The sequence below is a fragment of the Pseudomonas sp. LS44 genome (assembly GCF_024730785.1).
Taxonomy (GTDB): Bacteria; Pseudomonadota; Gammaproteobacteria; order Pseudomonadales; family Pseudomonadaceae; genus Aquipseudomonas.
In genome coordinates this window covers 1,022,632-1,041,432 of the sequence record NZ_CP102830.1, presented here as the reverse complement: position 1 = coordinate 1,041,432, position 18,801 = coordinate 1,022,632, and the positions used below count along the sequence as shown (strand labels likewise).

19 protein-coding genes and 1 pseudogene are annotated in these 18,801 nt (G+C 62.7%); 10 read left to right on the top strand and 10 right to left on the bottom strand.

Features of this window, described 5'->3' with window-relative positions; translation table 11 throughout:
• Positions 1-88 precede the first annotated feature (88 nt).
• Positions 89-265 (bottom strand): hypothetical protein, encoded by a 177-nt coding sequence (locus tag NVV93_RS04670; protein WP_258253287.1) that lies wholly within the window; start codon positions 263-265, stop codon positions 89-91.
• 147 nt (positions 266-412) lie between these two features.
• Here NVV93_RS04670 and NVV93_RS04665 point away from each other — a divergent pair, with 147 nt between their 5' ends.
• Positions 413-1,090, top strand: a complete 678-nt coding sequence (locus NVV93_RS04665) for a pirin family protein (protein ID WP_258253286.1) — start codon at positions 413-415, stop codon at positions 1,088-1,090.
• Between the two features lie 54 nt (positions 1,091-1,144).
• On the opposite strand, the gene purU is transcribed toward NVV93_RS04665, so the two are convergent.
• On the bottom strand, positions 1,145-1,996 hold the full coding sequence (gene purU, locus NVV93_RS04660; RefSeq protein ID WP_258253285.1) for a formyltetrahydrofolate deformylase: 852 nt from the start codon (positions 1,994-1,996) through the stop codon (positions 1,145-1,147).
• 353 nt (positions 1,997-2,349) lie between these two features.
• Between purU and mvaT the strand changes: the two genes are divergently transcribed.
• The gene (gene mvaT, locus NVV93_RS04655) at positions 2,350-2,724 is read left to right on the top strand and encodes a histone-like nucleoid-structuring protein MvaT (RefSeq protein WP_258253284.1); all 375 of its coding nucleotides are present in this window, start codon (positions 2,350-2,352) and stop codon (positions 2,722-2,724) included.
• A 122-nt stretch (positions 2,725-2,846) separates the two neighbouring features.
• Here mvaT and sbcB read toward each other — a convergent pair whose 3' ends face one another.
• A complete protein-coding gene (gene sbcB, locus NVV93_RS04650) occupies positions 2,847-4,277 on the bottom strand; it encodes an exodeoxyribonuclease I (RefSeq protein ID WP_258253283.1) in 1,431 nt (476 codons plus the stop codon).
• A gap of 244 nt (positions 4,278-4,521) precedes the next feature.
• Between sbcB and NVV93_RS04645 the strand changes: the two genes are divergently transcribed.
• Genes NVV93_RS04645 through NVV93_RS04620 form a run of 6 tightly spaced genes read left to right on the top strand, consistent with a single transcriptional unit; the run spans position 4,522 to position 11,361 of the window.
• Positions 4,522-5,244: an RDD family protein gene (locus tag NVV93_RS04645; protein ID WP_258253282.1), complete on the top strand. Its 723-nt coding sequence runs from the start codon at positions 4,522-4,524 to the stop codon at positions 5,242-5,244.
• Entirely contained in the window at positions 5,241-6,221 is a 981-nt protein-coding gene (locus NVV93_RS04640) for a stage II sporulation protein M (RefSeq protein ID WP_258253281.1), read from the top strand. The genes NVV93_RS04645 and NVV93_RS04640 overlap by 4 nt, the downstream gene beginning before the upstream one ends.
• Positions 6,208-7,773: a DUF4129 domain-containing protein gene (locus NVV93_RS04635; protein WP_258253280.1), complete on the top strand. Its 1,566-nt coding sequence runs from the start codon at positions 6,208-6,210 to the stop codon at positions 7,771-7,773. The genes NVV93_RS04640 and NVV93_RS04635 overlap by 14 nt, the downstream gene beginning before the upstream one ends.
• Positions 7,770-9,008 carry a DUF4350 domain-containing protein gene (locus NVV93_RS04630; protein WP_258253279.1) on the top strand — a complete coding sequence of 413 codons (1,239 nt, stop codon included), beginning with the start codon at positions 7,770-7,772 and terminating at the stop codon, positions 9,006-9,008. The genes NVV93_RS04635 and NVV93_RS04630 overlap by 4 nt, the downstream gene beginning before the upstream one ends.
• On the top strand, positions 9,005-10,033 hold the full coding sequence (locus tag NVV93_RS04625; protein WP_258253278.1) for a MoxR family ATPase: 1,029 nt from the start codon (positions 9,005-9,007) through the stop codon (positions 10,031-10,033). The genes NVV93_RS04630 and NVV93_RS04625 overlap by 4 nt, the downstream gene beginning before the upstream one ends.
• Positions 10,030-11,361: a DUF58 domain-containing protein gene (locus NVV93_RS04620; protein WP_258253277.1), complete on the top strand. Its 1,332-nt coding sequence runs from the start codon at positions 10,030-10,032 to the stop codon at positions 11,359-11,361. The genes NVV93_RS04625 and NVV93_RS04620 overlap by 4 nt, the downstream gene beginning before the upstream one ends.
• 33 nt (positions 11,362-11,394) lie before the next feature.
• Here the strand turns inward: NVV93_RS04620 and NVV93_RS04615 are convergent, their stop codons facing one another.
• The 3 genes from NVV93_RS04615 to NVV93_RS04605 all read right to left on the bottom strand — a co-directional run bounded on the left by NVV93_RS04615 (position 11,395) and on the right by NVV93_RS04605 (position 12,711).
• Entirely contained in the window at positions 11,395-11,751 is a 357-nt protein-coding gene (locus tag NVV93_RS04615) for a PilZ domain-containing protein (RefSeq protein ID WP_258253276.1), read from the bottom strand.
• A 73-nt stretch (positions 11,752-11,824) separates the two neighbouring features.
• Positions 11,825-12,256 carry a DUF4124 domain-containing protein gene (locus NVV93_RS04610; RefSeq protein ID WP_258253275.1) on the bottom strand — a complete coding sequence of 144 codons (432 nt, stop codon included), beginning with the start codon at positions 12,254-12,256 and terminating at the stop codon, positions 11,825-11,827.
• Between the two features lie 80 nt (positions 12,257-12,336).
• Complete coding sequence (locus tag NVV93_RS04605; RefSeq protein ID WP_258253274.1) at positions 12,337-12,711, bottom strand: tol-pal system YbgF family protein; 375 nt, start codon at positions 12,709-12,711, stop codon at positions 12,337-12,339.
• A 170-nt stretch (positions 12,712-12,881) separates the two neighbouring features.
• Between NVV93_RS04605 and NVV93_RS04600 the strand changes: the two genes are divergently transcribed.
• Entirely contained in the window at positions 12,882-13,694 is an 813-nt protein-coding gene (locus NVV93_RS04600) for a tol-pal system YbgF family protein (protein WP_258253273.1), read from the top strand.
• A gap of 170 nt (positions 13,695-13,864) precedes the next feature.
• Entirely contained in the window at positions 13,865-15,316 is a 1,452-nt protein-coding gene (gene pyk / locus NVV93_RS04595; RefSeq protein ID WP_258253272.1) for a pyruvate kinase, read from the top strand.
• A gap of 180 nt (positions 15,317-15,496) precedes the next feature.
• Here the strand turns inward: pyk and NVV93_RS04590 are convergent, their stop codons facing one another.
• From NVV93_RS04590 to NVV93_RS04575, 4 genes and pseudogenes are all read right to left on the bottom strand, one after another.
• Positions 15,497-16,270, bottom strand: coding sequence for an enoyl-CoA hydratase-related protein (locus tag NVV93_RS04590; RefSeq protein WP_258253271.1), 774 nt, complete (start codon positions 16,268-16,270; stop codon positions 15,497-15,499).
• A gap of 30 nt (positions 16,271-16,300) precedes the next feature.
• Positions 16,301-16,593, bottom strand: a pseudogene (locus NVV93_RS04585) (DUF1330 domain-containing protein).
• 28 nt (positions 16,594-16,621) lie between these two features.
• Positions 16,622-17,605, bottom strand: a complete 984-nt coding sequence (locus NVV93_RS04580; RefSeq protein WP_258253270.1) for an iron-sulfur-binding ferredoxin reductase — start codon at positions 17,603-17,605, stop codon at positions 16,622-16,624.
• Entirely contained in the window at positions 17,598-18,725 is a 1,128-nt protein-coding gene (locus NVV93_RS04575; protein WP_258253269.1) for a diguanylate cyclase, read from the bottom strand. The genes NVV93_RS04580 and NVV93_RS04575 overlap by 8 nt, the downstream gene beginning before the upstream one ends.
• Between the last annotated feature and the right edge of the window lie 76 nt (positions 18,726-18,801).

Genomic DNA, 18,801 nt, shown 5'->3' with positions numbered 1-18,801 from the left:
CAGCGATACCCATACGCGACGGGTATCGCTGCGCTCCTCGACCCATCCTACTGGCCCCTGCTCACACCACTCGCCGGTGAATGTGACCCTACGACTGATCGGCCGGCGATTCCTGCGCCCGCTGCATTTCCTCCCACAACTGCGCGGCATCCGGAAACTCGGTGCCGCTCTCGTCGTTCAGGGCTTGCGGGTCATAACGACGCACGCAGCCCTCGCCCAGAGTCGGCGGTGGATTCGATGCGGCGCGGTCGCGTGGATCAGACATATTGAGCGTCCTCGTGCGGCGAAATTTTGCGCGAATACGCGCTAGAAAACATTCATTAACTCGATCGGTTTAAGCGTAAATTTATGCTTTTTATTGATCGTTAACCTTCCGAGAATGGCTCCATCACCCATTGTTTCGGAGCATCTCATGATCATCCGTCCTTCCAGCGAACGCGGTCACGCCCACCTATCCTGGCTAAAAAGCCAACACAGCTTTTCGTTCGGTGATTACTACGACCCGCGCCACCAGGGCTTTTCGCATCTGTTGGTGATCAACGACGATACCGTCGCGCCGGGTGGTGGTTTTGCTCAGCACGGCCACCGCGACATGGAAATCATCAGCTACGTGCGCAGCGGCACTCTTGCCCACCGCGATTCACTCGGTACCCAGGAAAATATCCGTGCCGGCGAATTTCAGCTGATGCGCGCCGGCAGCGGCATCCGGCACAGTGAGTTCAACGCCTCGCAAAGCGAGCCGGTGCATTTCATGCAAATCTGGATCAAACCGGCCGAGCACGGCCTACCACCGAGCTATCAACAGCGCGCCTTTCCGGCGCAGGACGGATTGCAGGCCATCGTCACTCCGGACGGTGCGAACGGTACCCTGCAGATCGCCCAAGACACGACGCTCTACCGCTGGCAGGGCGAGCGTCTCGACTATCAGCCGCAAGCGGGGCGTTGGATCTATCTGCAACTGCTGGAAGGCACGCTGACCAACGCAGAGATCACGCTGAATGCCGGCGACGGTCTGCTGGTCCGCGAAAGCGAAATGCTGAGCTTTGTCGGGCGAGGCGAGGCTCTGCTATTCGACCTGCCCGCCGAGTAATCGCCAGTCGAGAAGAGCCACGGGAGGACCAGTCCGGTCCTCCCGTTTCGCGGTTCAGTCGAACAACACTGTCTTGTTGTCGTGGACCATCACCCGGTCTTCGAGATGGAAGCGCAGGCCGCGCGCCAGTACTCGGCGCTCCACATCCTTACCGAGCCGGACCATGTTTTCGATACTGTCGCGGTGGGTCACGCGGGCCACGTCCTGTTCGATGATCGGCCCGGCGTCCAGCTCTTCGGTCACGTAGTGGCAGGTCGCGCCGATCAGCTTCACACCACGCAACGCCGCCTGGTGATACGGCTTGGCACCAACAAACGAGGGCAGGAAGCTGTGATGGATGTTGATCACCTGACCGGCGTACTCCCGGCAGATCTGCGGCGGCAGAATCTGCATGTAGCGCGCTAGCACGACCACATCGGCCTGGTGCTCACGAATCAAGCGAGCGACCTCGGCGAATGCCGGCTCCTTGTCCTGCGGATCGACCGGCACATGGAAAAACGGAATGCCATGCCATTCGACCATGCTGCGCAGGTCATCGTGATTGGAGATGACGCAGGGAATGTCGCAGTCCAGTTCGTCGCTATGCCAGCGATGCAGCAAATCGGCCAGGCAATGCGACTCGCGGCTGGCCATCAAGACCACACGCTTTTTCTGCTCCGAATCGGTCACCCACCACTGCATGGAAAATTCGCGAGCAATCGGCGCGAACGCTTGGCGAAAACCGGCGAGATCAAAGGGGAGGGAATCGGCACGAATTTCATGCCGCATGAAGAACCAACCACTTTGATTATCCGAATGATGGCTCGCTTCAGTGATCCAGCCGTTATAAGTGGCCAGAAAGTTACTGACCTTGGCGACGATACCGACGCCATCCGGGCAGGCGATGACCAGCCGAAAAGTGCGCATGAAGTAACTCCAGATAGCGTACAAAGGCGGCCATTCTAGCCACAGCCCGGGAAAACTGCAGTAATGCTGCACGCGGACGGCCAGCCGTAACGCGGAATCCTGGTCCGGACATTTGCGGATTACCACAGTCATTAACCATGGCGAGCGGATGGTTTTTATCCATATATGTCAAACCGGTGACTCGACTATCAACGCTTGATTAGTCTGCGCTGACGTACATGGAGATGAATGTCCGGGGCTTTGAATAGAGAATTTTTTTATTTGGTACAAAACTTTCCAAACATATTTACTTGATGAAAAGCGCTGACTATTATTCATTCACTTACACCGTCTAACCGAATTAAGGCCAAACCATGTCGCTGATCAGTGAGTACCGCGCTACCGAAGAAGCCATCAAAGAACTCCAAGAGCGTCTGAAAAACCTTTCCCAAGACGACAAACTGAAAAAAGAACTGGAATTTGAAGGCAAACTCCGCACCTTGATGGGCGAGTACTCCAAATCCCTGCGCGACATCATCGCCATTCTGGATCCGGAAACTAAAGCAGGCAAAGCACCACGTGCCGCCAAACCAGCCGGTAGCAAGCGTGCACGCAAGGTCAAGCAATACAAGAACCCGAACACTGGCGAAGTGATCGAAACCAAAGGCGGCAACCACAAGACTCTGAAAGAGTGGAAAGCCAAATGGGGTTCCGACGTCGTTGAAAGCTGGGTCACCCTTCTCGACTAAGCCCGGTATTCGCGAGCGGCTTGATCGAGCCACTTGGTAGGCAATAAAAAACGCCAGCATCGCTGGCGTTTTTTATTGCCTGTCAATTACTCCCGATGACTGCACCTGGAAGAAACGAACATTTATAAGTCATAGCTCTGCCGGAGTTTGCGAGCATATTCTCGCCACTCGGCAAGCAACCGCTGTTGCTCCGATGACGCATTAACCGTGGCCTCCAGCAATGCTGCCTCGAAATTCGCCAAGGTATTAGGGGCTCCCCATTCCGGTGCGCTCAGGCGCTTTTGACAAAACTCCCGCCAACGCACCTGCTCATTTGCGGCCAAAGTTTGCGGAAAGTTACGCGCCCGATAACGAAACAATAATTCGGGCAGGCGTGCATCGTCGAACATCCAGTCACCACTAGCGAGCTCTTGCGGTTGTGCCATACGGACTCGTTCGCACAGACGCCGATCACGATCACCGATAAACCCGTCGTACAACTGTTGCTCCGGGTCTTCGCAAGAAGCGAACTGATCCGCCGTATATACCGCCGCGAGTTTGTCCCGCCATATCGGTTGACTGTTCCGCAGTTGCTCGGCGCGCGCCTGACAGCTTTCCAAGTCCACTTGCAATCGCTGTCGATCACTGTCGCGCAGCACACCGAGCGGCGCGAGCACCGGGCAGCGATTGATATGCACGAGTTTCAGCGGCACGGGCAGCTCGCCAACCGCCAGATCATCGCGACGGGTGTACAGCAGGCGGCGCAGGTTGTCGGCATCCTGGTCCAGCAAGGGCTGCGGATCGGCCTGCAGGTCGCAGACGATCAGGGCGTTGCGATTGCTCGGGTGCCACGCCAGCGGCAGCACCACCGACAGGTAATGCCGCGCCGCGGAGAATCGCCCGGAGATATGCACCAACGGTTGCAGTAGGCGAATCTGGTCGAGCACTTTCTGCTTGCTGCGCAATTGATATAGATAGTCATACAACTTCGGCTGGCGCTGGCGAATCAGACGAGCCAGAGCAATGGTGGCGCGCACATCGGATAGCGCATCGTGGGCTTGACCGTGCTCCAGTCCATTGGCGGCGGTCAGGCGTTCCAGTTTGAGAGTGGCGCGGCCCTCTTCCTCCGGCCAGTGAATGCCCTCCGGCCGCAGCGCATAGGCCGTGCGCACCACATCGATCAGATCCCAGCGGCTATTGCCGCCCTGCCACTCCCGCGCATAAGGGTCGAAGAAGTTGCGGTAGAGGCTGTTACGGGTCATTTCATCGTCGAAACGCAGGCTGTTGTAGCCCGCCCCACAGGTGCCAGGCGCGGACAGTTCGGCATGCACGCGGGTCATGAATTCGGCTTCGCTCAGGCCACGCTCAGCAAGACGCGCAGGGTCGATGCCAGTGATCAGGCAGGCCGCCGGATGCGGCAGAATGTCATCGCTCGGCCGGCAATAGAGGTTGATCGGCTCAGCGATCTCGTTCAGCGCCTCATCGGTGCGGATCCCGGCGACCTGCAGCGGGCGATCGCGGCGCGGGTCGATGCCGGTCGTTTCATAGTCGTACCAGAAGATGCTGGCGGTCACAGAAGGCTCCTGACAGAGTGAATCGCGCCAGTGTAGGGGCTCGCTTGGCGGCAGGCGAGACGGTAGCGGGTTCACATGAAGAGCACCCAACACATCGCCGACAAAAAACGTCGCCGGAATTGAACCGCATGTGCCGATCCGGGACACTACCCCTCGCCCAATTCGCACAAGGATCGTCAGCATGCGCGCCGCGCTTGTCCACCACTGCCTACCGTTTGTTCCACCCGCACCGGTTCGCTAGCGGATGAGCAACGCTATCGCCTCCGCCGCCCCGGCCCTCGAGCGGCCACTGGATACCCGCTTCAGAGTGGAAACCCCGGAAGGCATCGATCTCATGCTGCGTCCCGCCGGCCTGGCGCCACGCGCGCTGGCCTTTGCCATCGACCTGGCGATTCGCGGCCTGGTACTGCTGGTGATGTTTTTTACCCTGACCATGCTCGGTCAGTTCGGCATGGGCCTGGGTGCGATCGTGCTGTTTCTCGTCACCTGGTGGTACATGGTGTTGTTCGAGGTCCTCAACCAGGGTCGCACGCCGGGCAAACAATGGATGGGCCTACGCGTGGTGCATGACGACGGCACACCGGTCGGTTGGGCCGCCTCGCTGACCCGCAACCTGCTGCGTTTCGTCGATCTGCTGCCGTTCGCCTACACCTTCGGCATTATCAGCTGCCTCGCCCATCCAGCGTTCAAACGGCTTGGCGATCTCGCCGCCGGTACTTTGGTGGTGTACCGCGACGAAGCGCCGAGCCGCCCGCAATTACCGGATGCCGAACCCATGCGCGCGCCCGTTCCGCTGAGCATCGGCGAGCAACGCGCGTTTCTCGGTTTCGCCGAACGTCAGAGCCAGCTGTCAGCGCCGCGCCGCGCCGAGCTGGCGGGAATTCTCGCCGAACCGTTGGCGGTGCCGGTCGAGCAAGCCGAGGGGCAGATCAACCGCATCGCCCGCGGCTTGTTGGGGCCGACATGAAGCAGAGCCAGTTCGAAAATCGCCATCAGGCCAGCTGGCAACGCTTCGCCGAGCAGCTCGACGTGCTCGATCATGGCAAAGCCGAGCGCGCCGCCTGCGAATCCTTTGCCGCCGACTACCGCCAGCTCTGCCAGCACTTGGCGCTGGCCCGCGAACGCGGCTACAGCAGCCATCTGGTCGACCAGTTGCAACAGCTGGCGATGCGCGGTCATCAGCAGTTCTATCGACATCGCAGTCAGCTCGGCGGGCAATTACTCGGCTTCCTGCTCGGCGGGTTTCCGCGCCTGGTGCGCCAGGAATGGCGCTGCGTGTTGACTGCCAGCCTGCTGTTTTTCGGCAGTCTGATCGGCATGGGCGTGCTGGTCTATCTGTTCCCCGAGTTGGTCTACAGCGTCATCAGTCCCGAGCAGGTCAGCTCGATGGAGGCGATGTATGACCCCGACAGCAGCCGTCTGGGTCGCTTCGGTGAGCGTGATTCCGGCGACGACTGGATGATGTTCGGCTTCTACATCATGAACAATATCGGCATCGCCTTTCAGACCTTCGCCAGTGGTCTGCTGCTGGGGCTCGGCAGCCTGTTCTTCATGCTCTTCAACGGTCTGATGATCGGTGCCGTCGCCGGTCATCTCACGAGCATTGGCTACAGCCAGACCTTCTGGTCGTTCGTCATCGGTCATGGCGCCTTCGAGCTGACCGCCATCGCCCTGGCCGGTGCAGCCGGCTTCAAGCTCGGCGGCGCATTGCTCGCGCCCGGCCGCCTGCCGCGCGGCGAAGCCCTGCGTCTGGCCGCTCGGCCGAGCGTGCAGTTGATTGGCGGCGCCACGCTGATGCTGCTGATTGCCGCCTTCGTCGAGGCCTATTGGTCATCCATGACCAGCATTTCGGCGACCAGCAAATATGCGGTCGGCGCCGGCTTGTGGCTGTTGATGCTGGCTTATCTGCTCTTCGCCGGACGAAGCTCGCATGCGCCTGACTGACTCCAGCGTCGCCATTCGCCCGCGCACCGCCTGGGAAGCCATGGACCTGGGCGTGTTGCTGGCGCGCCGACATGCCGGCCTTCTGATGGCCAGTTGGGCGCTGATCACCCTGCCGATTTTTGCCCTGCTCACCCTCCTGCTGTGGAATTACCCGAGTTGGGCGCTGCTGCTGTTCTGGCTGTGCAAACCGGCCTATGAACGCCTGCCGCTGCACATTTTGTCGCGCGCGCTGTTCGGCGATACCCCGCGCCTAGGCGACGCGTTCAAGGCCTGGCCGAAGCTGCTCAAGCCTCAGCTATTGGCCAGCCTGACCTGGCGCCGCCTGAGCGTGACGCGCAGTTTCGATCTGCCGGTGCTGCAGCTCGAAGGCCTCAGTGGCCAGGTACGTAGCCAGCGCCTGGTCGTGCTTGGCCAGCGCAATAGCCGCAGCGCGACCTGGCTGACGGTGATCGGCATGCATGTCGAAACCGCGTTGTGGCTAGGCCTGATTACCCTTATGTATATGCTCCTGCCGCAGCAGATCGAACTCGACTGGGACTGGCAGAGCCTGCTGCAGGAGAGCGCCGGTGACTGGCTGTGGTTGGAGCATCTGTCCAACCTGCTGTACGTGCTGGTGCTGATCGTCTGGGAGCCGGTCTACGTCGCCTGTGGCTTCAGCCTGTATCTGAACCGCCGTACGCAACTCGAAGGCTGGGATATCGAGCTGGCCTTCCGCCGTCTGCGCCAGCGCCTCACCGGCATCGCCTATGCACTGCTGCTCGGTTGCGGGTTACTGGTGTTACAAGCGCCGAATGCCGCCTGGGCGGCCAGCACCTGTCCGCTGCCAGTCGACGACCCCAACGGCCCGCAGAGTGCCCGCTTGCTGCATCAACCGCTGACCAGCCAGGCCGCTCAACAAAGCATCAGCCAGGTGCTCGATCAGCCGCCCTTCGAAAACCGCGAAACCGTCACCGCTTGGCGTTTGGGCGATGAACCCAGCAACGACAAAACCCAGAACGAATTTTGGGCCAAATTGATTCGCTACCTGGCCAATCTGCTCGCCGGCTGGGATGGTCTGAAGGGCCTCGCGCTGTTCCTCGAGGCATTGCTGTGGGGCAGCTTGTTCGGCCTGCTGGTACTGCTGATCTGGCGCTATCGGGATTGGCTACGCACCTTCGCCAGCGGTTTCGAGCTGCCACAACGGCGTACGCGCGCGATGCCGACGCAGATGTTCGGCCTCGAAGTCGCCCCGGAAAGCCTGCCCAGCGATGTCGCCAGCAGAGTCGAACAGCTGTGGGACGAGCAACCCCGCGAAGCGCTTGGCCTGCTCTATCGCGCATTGCTCAGCCGCCTGCTGCATGACCTGCGCCTACCCCTGAAAAGCGCCCACACCGAGGGCGAAGTGCTGGAGCTGGTGCAGCAGCTGCAACAGGTCGAACTGGGTCGCTTCAGCCTGGTGCTGACCCGCCACTGGCAGAACCTCGCCTATGGCCATCAACTGCCGCCGGCCAACCTCAAACGCGGCCTGTGTGAAGGCTGGCGCCGCTTGTTCCCGCAGGGAGTGTCTACATGAGCCGGCGCACGCTCCTCTTGCTCGGCGGCGCAATCGTGTTGGCGCTCGGCCTGCTTGCCAGCTACCTGCTGAGCCAATTGCAGCCGTATCAGAAAGTCGTCAAACACGGGCCGACGCCTGACGCGCGCGCCGATACCTATCTGGCCGCCGAGTATTTCCTCCGCGAACGCGGCGTCCAGGTGCAGCGCACCGACAGCCTGCAAACCTTGACCAACCTGCCCAGCCAGGGCCAGACCCTATTGCTGCTCGGCGACCGCGGCAACATGACGCCGCGGCAAGCCACCCGCCTGCTCGACTGGGCGGCCAAGGGCGGTCATCTGTTGTTCATCGCCGAACGGGTGTGGGATGAAGAAGACGGCAAGAGCGGCGACCTGCTGCTCGATCAGCTGGGCGTGCAGCAGATCCTCAGCGAAGACCTCGACGACATCGAAGACGACCCAGCACCGGCCAACCCACCCGAGGCCACGCCCAGCGATGACCCGAAAGACGCCGCCGAATCCGCCGAAGACAGCGCACCCGACGACCGTTACCCGGACCTGACCAAGCTCTACCTGGCCAACGACGAGGCACCGGCCTATATCGGCTTCGATACCGAATTCCACCTCTACGACGCGAAAAACCGCGCCCACGCCTGGGCCAACAGCGGCCAGGCTACCCACCTGTTGCAGCTTTACCATGGCGACGGACTGGTCACCGTGCTCAGTGATCCATGGATCTGGCAGACCCGCGACATCAAGAACTACGACAACGCCTGGCTGCTCTGGTACTTGACCCAGGACAGCGCCGTGACCCTGCTCTCGCGCAGTGACCGCGACGACTTGCTCAGCCTGCTGCTGCGGCATTTCCCACAGGCCCTGGTCGCCTTGGCGTTGCTGCTGCTTCTCGGCCTGCTGGCCGCCGGCCAACGCCAAGGCTCGCTGCTCGCGCCAGCCAGTCGTGCCCGCCGACAACTGGAAGAACACCTGCGTGGCGGCGCCGATTTCCTGCTCCGCCACAGCGGCCAGCACAGCTTGTTGCAGGCGTTGCAGCGCGATATCCAGCGCCGCGCGCGCCAGCGCCACCCCGGTTTCGAACGACTCGACGTGGCCAGCCAGTGGCAGACGCTTGGCCGCCTCACCCGTCTATCACCAACTGCCATCAGCCAGGCGATGCGCCCATTGCCGGCGCAACGTCTATCGGCCAGTGACTTCACCCGCCAGGTCACCCACCTGCAAACCCTCAGGAATGCCCTATGAGCGAACAGACTCCCGATTCCCCCAACAGCGAGCCGGTGGCTGCCAACCCTGCGGTCCAGGCAGCGGCCCAGCGGCAACGCGCCAGTCAATTGGCCCAGGCCCTGCGCCAGGAACTGCAAAAGGCGCTGATCGGCCAGAGCGCGGTGATCGACGACCTGCTCACCGCCCTGCTGGCCGGCGGGCATGTCCTGGTCGAGGGCGTACCGGGGCTGGGCAAGACCTTGCTGGTCCGCGCCCTGGCGCGCTGCTTCGGCGGCGAGTTCGCGCGCATCCAGTTCACTCCCGACCTGATGCCCAGCGATGTCACCGGGCATGCGGTGTACGACCTGCAATCCGAGCAGTTCAAGCTGCGCAAGGGGCCGGTGTTCACCAACCTGTTGCTCGCCGACGAGATCAACCGCGCGCCGGCCAAGACCCAGGCGGCGCTGCTGGAAGTCATGCAGGAACGCCAGGTGACTCTGGAGGGCCGCGCCCTGCAGGTACCGCAACCGTTCCTGGTGCTGGCCACGCAAAACCCCATCGAGCAGGAAGGCACCTACCCGCTGCCGGAGGCGGAGCTCGACCGCTTCATGCTCAAGCTGCACATGGATTATCCGCAGGCCGCCGAAGAGCTGGAGATGGTCCGCCAGGTGACCCGTTCGGCCCGCGCCGACATGCTCGACGTGGCGCCGCTGCGCACGGTGTTGCAGGCCAAGGACGTGTTGGCGTTGCAGAAGATCGCCAGCGACTTGCCGCTGGATGAACAAGTGCTCGATTACGCCGTGCGTCTGGCTCGCGCGACACGCAGCTGGCCAGGCTTGCTGATGGGCGCCGGGCCACGAGCCTCGATTGCCCTGGTGCGTGGCGGGCGGGCTCGTGCGCTGTTGCGCGGCGGCGACTTCGTCGTGCCGGATGACGTCAAACGCTGCGCTCTGGCGGTGTTGCGGCACCGCGTGCGGCTGTCGCCGGAGTTGGATATCGAAGGGCTGTCGGTCGATCAGGTCCTCCAGCAACTGCTCGATCAGGTCCCCGCGCCGCGCCTATGAAACCTGCTCGCCTGCTGCTGGCGCTGCTCGCCGGCCTGCTCGTTCTCGCCGTGCTGCTCGGCAGTCTGTCGGCGCTCGACATTGGCGTGCCGGCGCTCCTGCCCACGCTGTGGTGGGCTCTGCTGATCGCACTGGTCCTCGTCGCCACGGGCGATGCGCTGGCCGTGCGCCGGCAACCCGCGCCGCGTCTGCAGCGCCAGTTACCGGGCAATCTGTCGCTCGGGCGCTGGACTGAGGTGCAGCTGAGCCTCCATCACTCGTATTCACGCGTCCAATGGCTGGAGCTCTTCGATCACGTGCCCGCGGGCATGGCGATGGAGCACCTGCCGCAGCGCGTCGATCTACATCCGGGCGAAGTCACCCACTGCGGCTATCGCGTGCGGCCGCTGCAGCGCGGGCATTTTCGCTTCGCGGCCTGCGAAGTCCAGTTGCCCAGTCCGCTGCGTCTCTGGCGGCAACGCCGGGTCTTGCCGCTGGCCGGGGAAACCCGCGTCTACCCGGATTTCGCCCGCCTGTATGGCGCGCAGCTGACCGCAGTGGATCACTGGCTCAACCAACTTGGCGTGCGGCAAAAGCAGCGTCGCGGCTTGGGTCAGGAATTCCATCAGCTGCGCGAGTTCCGTGACGGCGACACGCTGCGGCAGATCGACTGGAAGGCCACCGCCCGCAAGCGCACGCCGATTGCCCGTGAGTACCAGGATGAGCGCGATCAACAGATCGTTTTCCTGCTCGATTGCGGGCGGCGCATGCGCAGCCAGGATGGTGACCTGGCGCACTTCGATCACGCGCTCAACGCCTGCCTGCTGCTCAGTTATGTCGCGCTGCGTCAGGGCGACGCGGTGGGGCTAGCGACCTTCGCAGGCGATCAGCCGCGCTACCTGCCGCCGGCCAAAGGTCACGCGCAACTCGGCGTGCTGCTCAATGCCGTTTACGACCTGCGTTGTACCCAGCGGCCGGCTGACTTCGCCGCGGCCGCCGACCAATTGCTCAGCCGGCAACGGCGCCGCGCGTTGGTGGTATTGGTCAGCAACCTGCGCGATGAGGACGACGACGAACTACTCGCCGCCGCCAAGCGCCTCAGTCGTCAGCACCGGGTCCTGATCACCAGCCTGCGCGAAGAGGTCCTCGACCGCCTGCGCCACACACCGGTGCAGAACTATCAGGACGCCCTCGCCTATTGCGGCACGCTCGATTACCTCAACGCCCGCAATGGTCTGCACGAACGTCTGGCCGCGCACGGTCTGCCGGTGCTCGACGTACGCCCGAGCGAGCTCGGCCCGCAATTGGTCAGCCGCTATCTGGAATGGAAAAAAGCCGGGGTGCTGTAGCCGGCTGACTTACAGCAAGAGCGGAACGCCGCCTCAGGCGGAGGCGGCGTAAGAGTGGAAACTGAAGTAGTAGCGCAGCGCCTCGACCATCTCGGCGTATTCGCTCGGCGGCGCGACCAGCGAAAAGCCCGAATCGTAGCCGCCCGGGGTGACATCTTCGCGGCACCATTGGCAGGTGGCGCTGAAATCGATGAAGCGCATGCCACCCTGGGCGGGAATCTTCAGGCGCAGATCGAAACGTGCACCGACCAACATCGGCAATTGGCTGATCAACAGCAAGCCATCCAGCGAGACGTTGCCGATGTAGCCCATCGGCTTGTCGGTAATGCGGTTGAAGACCTTCAAGTAGTACGGCAGCTGGTGGCGTTCGATTCGACGTTCAATACGCATGATGGCAAACCGGATAATGGCAAAAGGCTCTTGATGTCCGAGTATGGCACCGCCAAAAGCGCCGCGGCCAGTGCTAACCGCACTGCTGCGCGACACGCTCGCTCAACTGACGGCGAGCGGCGGCGACCTCCTCCTCTTTGTAATAAACACGTTCCCCGCGCGCATCCGTGCGGTAATAGCGTCCCCCGTGAGAGATGTCCTGCAGGTTGTCGCGCAACTTACTGCACTCCGTGGCGCGCTTGGTCTGACGTTCGCCCTCTTGGCTGGCGGCCTGCGCCTGCTCTTGCCGACGGGCCTGATAGAAACGTTCGGTACGCGCCTCGCGCTCACGGGTAGCGGCGTCACGCTCGACCACCTGCGGCTTGACGTCGACCTGGGTGGCACCGCTCTGCGGCTTCTGGCCGAAATGCACCTGCCCCTGAGCGTCGGTCCAGCGGTAGACATCCGCCGCTAGCGCCGAGGATGTGGTCGCGGCCAACAAGGCAATACACAGCAACTGACGCATGACTCCCCTCCTTGAAATCATTTTTGAGCTTAGCCTAGTGACGCCATTCAACCAGCGTCAGCACTGCCCAAGCGTGCCGATCACAGAGCCGCCGCAGAGGTTTTGGCCGCCTCCGTGCGGTTGATTCGACCCAACTGCTGCAGGGTATCCAATCGCGCGCGGGCGCGAAATGCATACTCGCTGGTCGGGTAGCGGGCGATGATGAACTGATAGGTTTGCGCCGCATCGACAAACAGGTTTTGTCGCTCCAGGCATTGCCCACGCAGCAGCGAGACCTCTGGCTGGATGTAACCGCGTGAGCGGCTCTTGCGCTCGACCTGGGACAACTCGAGCATCACCCGCTCGCAGTTGCCACGGCCGTATTCGCGGTAAGCATTGTTCAGATGATGGTCCATCGACCAACGGGTACAGCCCGAGGCACTCAAGGCCAGGGTAACGAGCAACAACATTCGCATGACGGGTCCTCCAATAGGCAGGTTATCGACCGTTTGCGGCAAAGCTGCAGCCCTTTGCGCGGCTGCCGGCACTCAAGCATATCCTCCGATTGGACTTGCGCGGCGGCCCTTGGCTGTCAGCTATCCGCCTGACTAGACTGCCCCGGCAGCCCATCCGCCCCGGAGATGTCATGCCGTCTGCCCTACCCTTGTTGACCGGCTGCGTATTTTCCGCCGCGCTCCTGCTCAGCGCCTGCTCGCCAACCACCCCATTGTTCGTCGCCCAAGTCGGCGCCCAGGAAGCGGTGGAAGCGAAAAATCTGAAAGCCAACCGCATGACCGCCGCCGTCGAGGAAGAAGGCGATCTGTTCACCTACAGCGCCCAGGCCATTCGCGATGGCAAGAGCGCCGCCGCCGAGCAGCTGTATCTGCAGGGTTACCGGGATCACAAACTGAGCGGCGAAGTCCGCGCCATCTCGCTCTATCAGATCGGTTTGATCTATATGAGCCGCTACAACGATCAGCGCGACGACACGCGCGCGCTCAACTACCTCTATCAAGTCCGCAACGAATTCCCCCAGAGCCGCGCCGCCAGTCGCAGCGCCGCACGCATCGAGTTGATCGGTCAGCGCGCCCAGGAACCGGTGCAGCAAACCGCCCGCGAACTACTCGGCCACTGGCAACCGAGCGAGAATCTCGATCTCTACAAGCCCAGCCTGGACAGCGACATGACCCTGCTGTCGCGCCGCGCGGTGCTGAAAAATCGGGTTCCGGAAGCCGAGGAGTTGTATCTGCTGGCGGTTGACGATAGCGGCGTGACGGCGGCTATCAAGGCCCGTGCGCTGTATCAACTGGCCTTGATGTACCTGGCCGCGGACAACCCGCAGGCCAGCCGCGACAAAGCCATCGGCTACCTGCGCCGGCTGCTGGCGCAGTATCCGGATAGCGAAGTGAGCGACAAGGCCGCGCGGCATCTCGATCAGGCGCTCAATCAGAATCATTGAAGCTCCAGCCACGTAACCCGTATGTCATCCATGGGACTTAATGTCCCGGATGACATCCAGGCTACAGTCGCCCCCTGACACCTATGGCGCGCAAAGGTAGTTGGCGGCGCGCATGACTACAGGGGAAACGCGGTGTAGCCTCGGCTTCTGCTCTAACTGGAGTCCCGCGCATGACCTCTCGCCGCACCAAAATCGTTGCCACCCTTGGCCCTGCCAGTAACTCTCCGGAAGTCCTCGAGCAACTGATCCTCGCCGGCCTCGACGTCGCCCGGCTGAATTTCTCCCATGGCACGCCGGATGAACACAAAGCGCGCGCCCTCCTGGTCCGCGAAATCGCGGCCAAACACGGGCGCTTCGTCGCCCTGCTCGGCGACCTGCAGGGGCCGAAGATCCGCATCGCCAAGTTCGAGGGCAAACGCATCGCGCTGGCCGAGGGCGACACGTTCCGCTTCTCCGTCACCCACCCACGGGATGCCGGCAACCAGCAAGTGGTCGGCATCGACTATCCGGATCTGGTCAAAGACTGCCGAGTCGGCGACGAATTGCTGCTCGACGACGGCCGCGTGGTGATGCGCGTCGAGGCCACCACGGCCGATGAACTGCACTGCGTGGTATTGATCGGCGGCCCGCTCTCCGATCACAAAGGCATCAACCGCCGCGGCGGTGGCCTGACAGCGCCGGCGCTGACCGCCAAGGACAAGGCCGACATCAAGCTCGCCGCCGAGATGGAGCTGGACTACCTCGCCGTCTCCTTCCCACGTGACGCCGCCGACATGGAATTGGCCCGCCGCCTGCGCGACGAGGCCGGCAGTAAAGCCTGGCTGGTGGCGAAGATCGAACGTGCCGAAGCGGTGGCTGACGACGAAGCCCTGGACGGCCTGATCCGCGCTAGCGACGCGGTGATGGTGGCGCGCGGCGACCTCGGTGTGGAAATCGGCGATGCCGAGCTGGTCGGCATCCAGAAGAAAATCATTCTCCACGCGCGGCGCTACAACAAAGCAGTAATCACCGCCACGCAGATGATGGAGTCGATGATCCACAGCCCGATGCCGACCCGCGCGGAAGTCTCCGACGTGGCCAACGCCGTGCTCGATTACACCGATGCGGTGATGCTCTCGGCGGAAAGTGCCGCCGGCGAGTACCCGGTGGAAGCGGTCAAGGCCATGGCGCGCATCTGCCTGGGCGCCGAGAAACACCCGACCAGCCAGAAATCCAGTCACCGCCTCGGCCACACGTTCGAGCGCTGCGACCAGAGCGTGGCCCTGGCGACCATGTATACCGCCAATCATTTCCCCGGCGTCAAGGCGATCATCAGCCTCACCGAGAGTGGCTACAGCCCACTGGTGATGTCGCGCATCCGCTCTTCGGTGCCGATCTTCGCCTTCTCCCCGCACCGCGAAACCCAGGCGCGCGTGGCGATGTTCCGCGGCGTGCAGACCGTGCCGTTCGACCCCGCCGCACTGCCGGCGGAAAAGGTCAGCCAGGCCTCGGTCGACGAACTGCTCAAGCGCGGCGTGGTGCAACCCGGCGACTGGGTGATCCTCACCAAGGGCGACAGCTACCACACCACCGGCGGCACCAACACCATGAAGATCCTGCACGTCGGCGATCCGTTGGTATAAGACGCTCCACCATGAAAAAGGCCGCTCATCGAGCGGCCTTTTTCGTTGCCGTCGGATGGGTCGGGCCGCGCAGGTCGAGCGAAGCGACACCCATCAGCAGCGATGTGATGGGTATCGTCGCTACGCTCCTCGACCCATCCTACTGAAGTGAACCCTGTTCCCGGATTGCATCCGGGCTACTCAGGCGAATTTCGAGAAGTCCGGAGCGCGACGCTGCATGAACGCCGCCATGGCCTCGGCCGCCTCCGGCGAACGCAGACGCTGGCCGAACAGCTCGCCTTCTTCGGCGATCACCCGCCGCAATTCCTCACGCCCCGGCGCGCGCATCAGCCGCTTGCTCAGCTCGACCGCCGACGGTGCCAGGGCCAGGAAGCGCCGCGCCATCTCGTTGGCCTTAGCCAGCGTCGCAGCACCATCGGGCAGCGCTTCGTTGGCGATGCCCCAGGCGGCGGCCTGCTCGCCGCTAAACTCTTCGCCGAGCATCAGCAATTGCGTGGCTCGTGCTTGGCCGACCAGGCGCGGCAGGATCAGGCTGGAGCCGTACTCCGGGCACAGGCCGAGATTGACGAAGGGCATCTTCATCCGTGCATCGCGCGCCACGTAGACCAAGTCGCAGTGCAGCAGCAGGGTGGTACCGATGCCCACCGCCGGACCGGCGACCGCGGCGACTACCGGTTTCTTGAAGTCGAACAGCGCATACATGAAGCGCAGCACCGAGTTGTCCAGGTTGCCAGTGGCGACTTGCATGAAATCGCTCAGATCGTTGCCGCTGGAGAAGCATTGCTCATTCCCCTGGATCAGCACGACGCGCACCGCAGGATCGTCCTGAGCCTGCTCCAAGGCTTCGGCGAGACCGTTATACATATCGCGGGTCAACGCGTTTTTCTTATCCAGACGGTTCATGCGCAGGGTGAGGATGCCCTCGGCGCGGTCGACCAGTACGTGCTCGTTCATTGCAACTCCAAAGCGATTGAATTCTTGTTTCTAGATTCCCAGACCTTGCACCAGCAGCGACAGCGTGTCGGCTCCTGCTCGACGGTCCACGGAGATTGCCTGGTATTCGGCCGACTCGGCAAACCGCCGTGCCGCCGCCTCATCGGGAAACCCATCAGGACCACCTTCTCGCGTTCCCACTCGCCTTCCAGCACGGTCGGACGTTCGTCGGCGGCCAGCAGTTTTCCGTCGAATTGGCGAAAAACATCCATGAAGCGCGCCTGATAGCGGTCGTAAGCCGCGCGATCGGTGAAGCGCAATTGCGCCAGGATATACACCGTCATGCGGATCTCCCGCCGGCGGATTGCCGGACTAGGCGTGCGGCACGAACACGTCGGCGAACATTTGATTACGCGGCAGGCCAGCCAGATACAGCCGGTGCGCGAAGCGCTCGACGCTGCCGGGATGGCCGCAGAGTAAGGCGAGGGTTTGCCGCGAGACAAGCCGCAGTTCGGCCAAAGCAACCGGTAGCTCGGCCGCCGCGACCAGTTCTATCTGAAGGTTGGGATGCGCTGCGGCGAGCGCCTGCAGCGGTTCGGCCAAGTAATGTTCGGCGGGCTCGTGCGCCACATGCATGACCCGGATAGCGCCTTGATGCTCCTGGCGCAACGCTTCGCGCAGCAGACCCCACAATGGCGCCAGACCGGTGCCGGCAGCCAGCAGCCAGAGCGGCCGTTGCTGCCAGTCCGGATCATAGTGCAGCGCACCGCCACGCAACTCGCCCAGGCGCAGCGGATCACCGGGCCGCAACTGCCGGGCGAAGTCGCTGAACGCGCCCGGATGCTGGCAGTCGAGGTGGAACTCCAGCCAGGCATCCTCACCGGGCAGACTGGCCAGCGAATACGGCCGCGCCACGCCCTGCCCGCCCCACAGCACCAAATGCTGGCCGGCGCGGTAACGCAGCGGACGTTCGGCGATCAGGCGCAAGCGCAGCACCTGCGGGCTCAACCAGTCGCAACTGTGTACCTGCGCGGGCAACCCGTCGCGCAGCGGATCGAACACCTCAATGGCCAAGTCATCGACCACCTGGCACTGGCAAGCGAGGCGCCAGCCATCCGCGCGACGCTCGGCGGCCAATGCCTGCGGTTGCGCATCCAGCGGTTCACCGGCGGTACAGCGCACCAGACAGGCATGGCAGCTACCGGATCGACAGCTATAAGGCACGACCACGCCAGCACTGTTGAGGGCATCCAACAGATTGCTGCCCGCGGCGACAGTCCACCGCCGCCCGCCTGCTTGCAGTTCGGGTGCGACCGGCTTAGGTGCGGCCGGCCCAGGCGTGGTCGGCTTAGGCATCGCTGTTTTCCCAGGCCGCGTCGCAGCGATTGCGCCCGCTACGCTTGGCCCGGTACAGGGCCTGATCGGCGCGGTGCAGGGCCTCGTCCAGATCGTCGCCGGTGACCAGCAGGGTCATGCCCACCGACAGGCTGATCGGGCTCACCGCCACGCCCACCGGCTCGGCACCGGCATAGGCTTCGCGCAGGCGTTCGCAACAGCTGCTGAACTGATCGGCATCGGTATTGGGCAACAGCAGGACGAACTCCTCGCCACCGTAGCGAGCCAGAATGTCGCCATCGCGCAGACAGGCGCGCGCCACCGCGGCGAAGGTCTGCAACACCCGGTCGCCGGCGGCATGCCCATACATGTCGTTGATCCGTTTGAAGTGATCGAGATCGATCAGGGCTAGGCCATGCTGGTGACCGGGCTGCAGGCTGCTCAGCTCGCGCTCAGCCAGGCGCAGGAAGTGCCGACGATTGAACAAACCGGTCAGTTCGTCGGTGGCCACCAAATCTTCCAGTTGGCGCATCACCCCGCGCAGGGTGTTCTGATGCGCCTGTAAGGCAAAGCGCCGTTGACGCATGCGCTGGCGTAGGCCCTGCACGTAGCTGGCGAGCAGGCTGAGCCAGATCAACACGAAAAACAGCACGCAGATCTGCAACAGCGCCAGGCTCGGTTGGTCTAGCCGTTGCCGGTAAACATCCCAGAGATTGATGCCGAGGAAACCGAGAAAGGCGAACGCCGTACAACGAATGAACACCCGCGGGCGCAGCTGGAATACGCCGAACAACAGAATCACCACATACATGATCAGCATCGTGCCGCGCCCGGCCTGCAGCTGGACCAGCAGCAACGTATGCCAACCGAGTGCGACCAGAATCTGTGCCTCGGTCAAACTGGCGTCGGCAAAGCGCAGATTGCCTCCACTGAGAAATAGCGCCAAGAACAGCAGCTGGCTGAAGATCGTCAGCGCCGTGCAGATCAGTGCCATGCGGGTGTCGCCGGTGTACAGATCGCCGAGTACGCAGATCCAGAACACCAACAACGCCAAACCATAGGTTGCCGCTGCCATGCCGAAACGCTTCAGCAGCAGTGCTTGTAGTTCTTCTGTTTTAACCGCTGACTTGCCTACATCCATGGGTTCCATCCCGTAGTGGCAACTGGCTGTTACTGTACCGTTGTGATCTCAGGTTGCCTAGCTGATGACAGGCCGA

What these genes read in the sequence shown, in the direction of transcription:
- NVV93_RS04670 (WP_258253287.1), bottom strand. Translation starts at nt 265, where the DNA reads ATGTCTGATCCACGCGACCGCGCCGCATCGAATCCACCGCCGACTCTG.
- NVV93_RS04665 (WP_258253286.1), top strand. Translation starts at nt 413, where the DNA reads ATGATCATCCGTCCTTCCAGCGAACGCGGTCACGCCCACCTATCCTGG.
- purU (WP_258253285.1), bottom strand. Translation starts at nt 1,996, where the DNA reads ATGCGCACTTTTCGGCTGGTCATCGCCTGCCCGGATGGCGTCGGTATC.
- mvaT (WP_258253284.1), top strand. Translation starts at nt 2,350, where the DNA reads ATGTCGCTGATCAGTGAGTACCGCGCTACCGAAGAAGCCATCAAAGAA.
- NVV93_RS04645 (WP_258253282.1), top strand. Translation starts at nt 4,522, where the DNA reads ATGAGCAACGCTATCGCCTCCGCCGCCCCGGCCCTCGAGCGGCCACTG.
- NVV93_RS04640 (WP_258253281.1), top strand. Translation starts at nt 5,241, where the DNA reads ATGAAGCAGAGCCAGTTCGAAAATCGCCATCAGGCCAGCTGGCAACGC.
- NVV93_RS04635 (WP_258253280.1), top strand. Translation starts at nt 6,208, where the DNA reads ATGCGCCTGACTGACTCCAGCGTCGCCATTCGCCCGCGCACCGCCTGG.
- NVV93_RS04630 (WP_258253279.1), top strand. Translation starts at nt 7,770, where the DNA reads ATGAGCCGGCGCACGCTCCTCTTGCTCGGCGGCGCAATCGTGTTGGCG.
- NVV93_RS04625 (WP_258253278.1), top strand. Translation starts at nt 9,005, where the DNA reads ATGAGCGAACAGACTCCCGATTCCCCCAACAGCGAGCCGGTGGCTGCC.
- NVV93_RS04620 (WP_258253277.1), top strand. Translation starts at nt 10,030, where the DNA reads ATGAAACCTGCTCGCCTGCTGCTGGCGCTGCTCGCCGGCCTGCTCGTT.
- NVV93_RS04615 (WP_258253276.1), bottom strand. Translation starts at nt 11,751, where the DNA reads ATGCGTATTGAACGTCGAATCGAACGCCACCAGCTGCCGTACTACTTG.
- NVV93_RS04610 (WP_258253275.1), bottom strand. Translation starts at nt 12,256, where the DNA reads ATGCGTCAGTTGCTGTGTATTGCCTTGTTGGCCGCGACCACATCCTCG.
- NVV93_RS04605 (WP_258253274.1), bottom strand. Translation starts at nt 12,711, where the DNA reads ATGCGAATGTTGTTGCTCGTTACCCTGGCCTTGAGTGCCTCGGGCTGT.
- NVV93_RS04600 (WP_258253273.1), top strand. Translation starts at nt 12,882, where the DNA reads ATGCCGTCTGCCCTACCCTTGTTGACCGGCTGCGTATTTTCCGCCGCG.
- pyk (WP_258253272.1), top strand. Translation starts at nt 13,865, where the DNA reads ATGACCTCTCGCCGCACCAAAATCGTTGCCACCCTTGGCCCTGCCAGT.
- NVV93_RS04590 (WP_258253271.1), bottom strand. Translation starts at nt 16,270, where the DNA reads ATGAACGAGCACGTACTGGTCGACCGCGCCGAGGGCATCCTCACCCTG.
- NVV93_RS04580 (WP_258253270.1), bottom strand. Translation starts at nt 17,605, where the DNA reads ATGCCTAAGCCGACCACGCCTGGGCCGGCCGCACCTAAGCCGGTCGCA.
- NVV93_RS04575 (WP_258253269.1), bottom strand. Translation starts at nt 18,725, where the DNA reads ATGGATGTAGGCAAGTCAGCGGTTAAAACAGAAGAACTACAAGCACTG.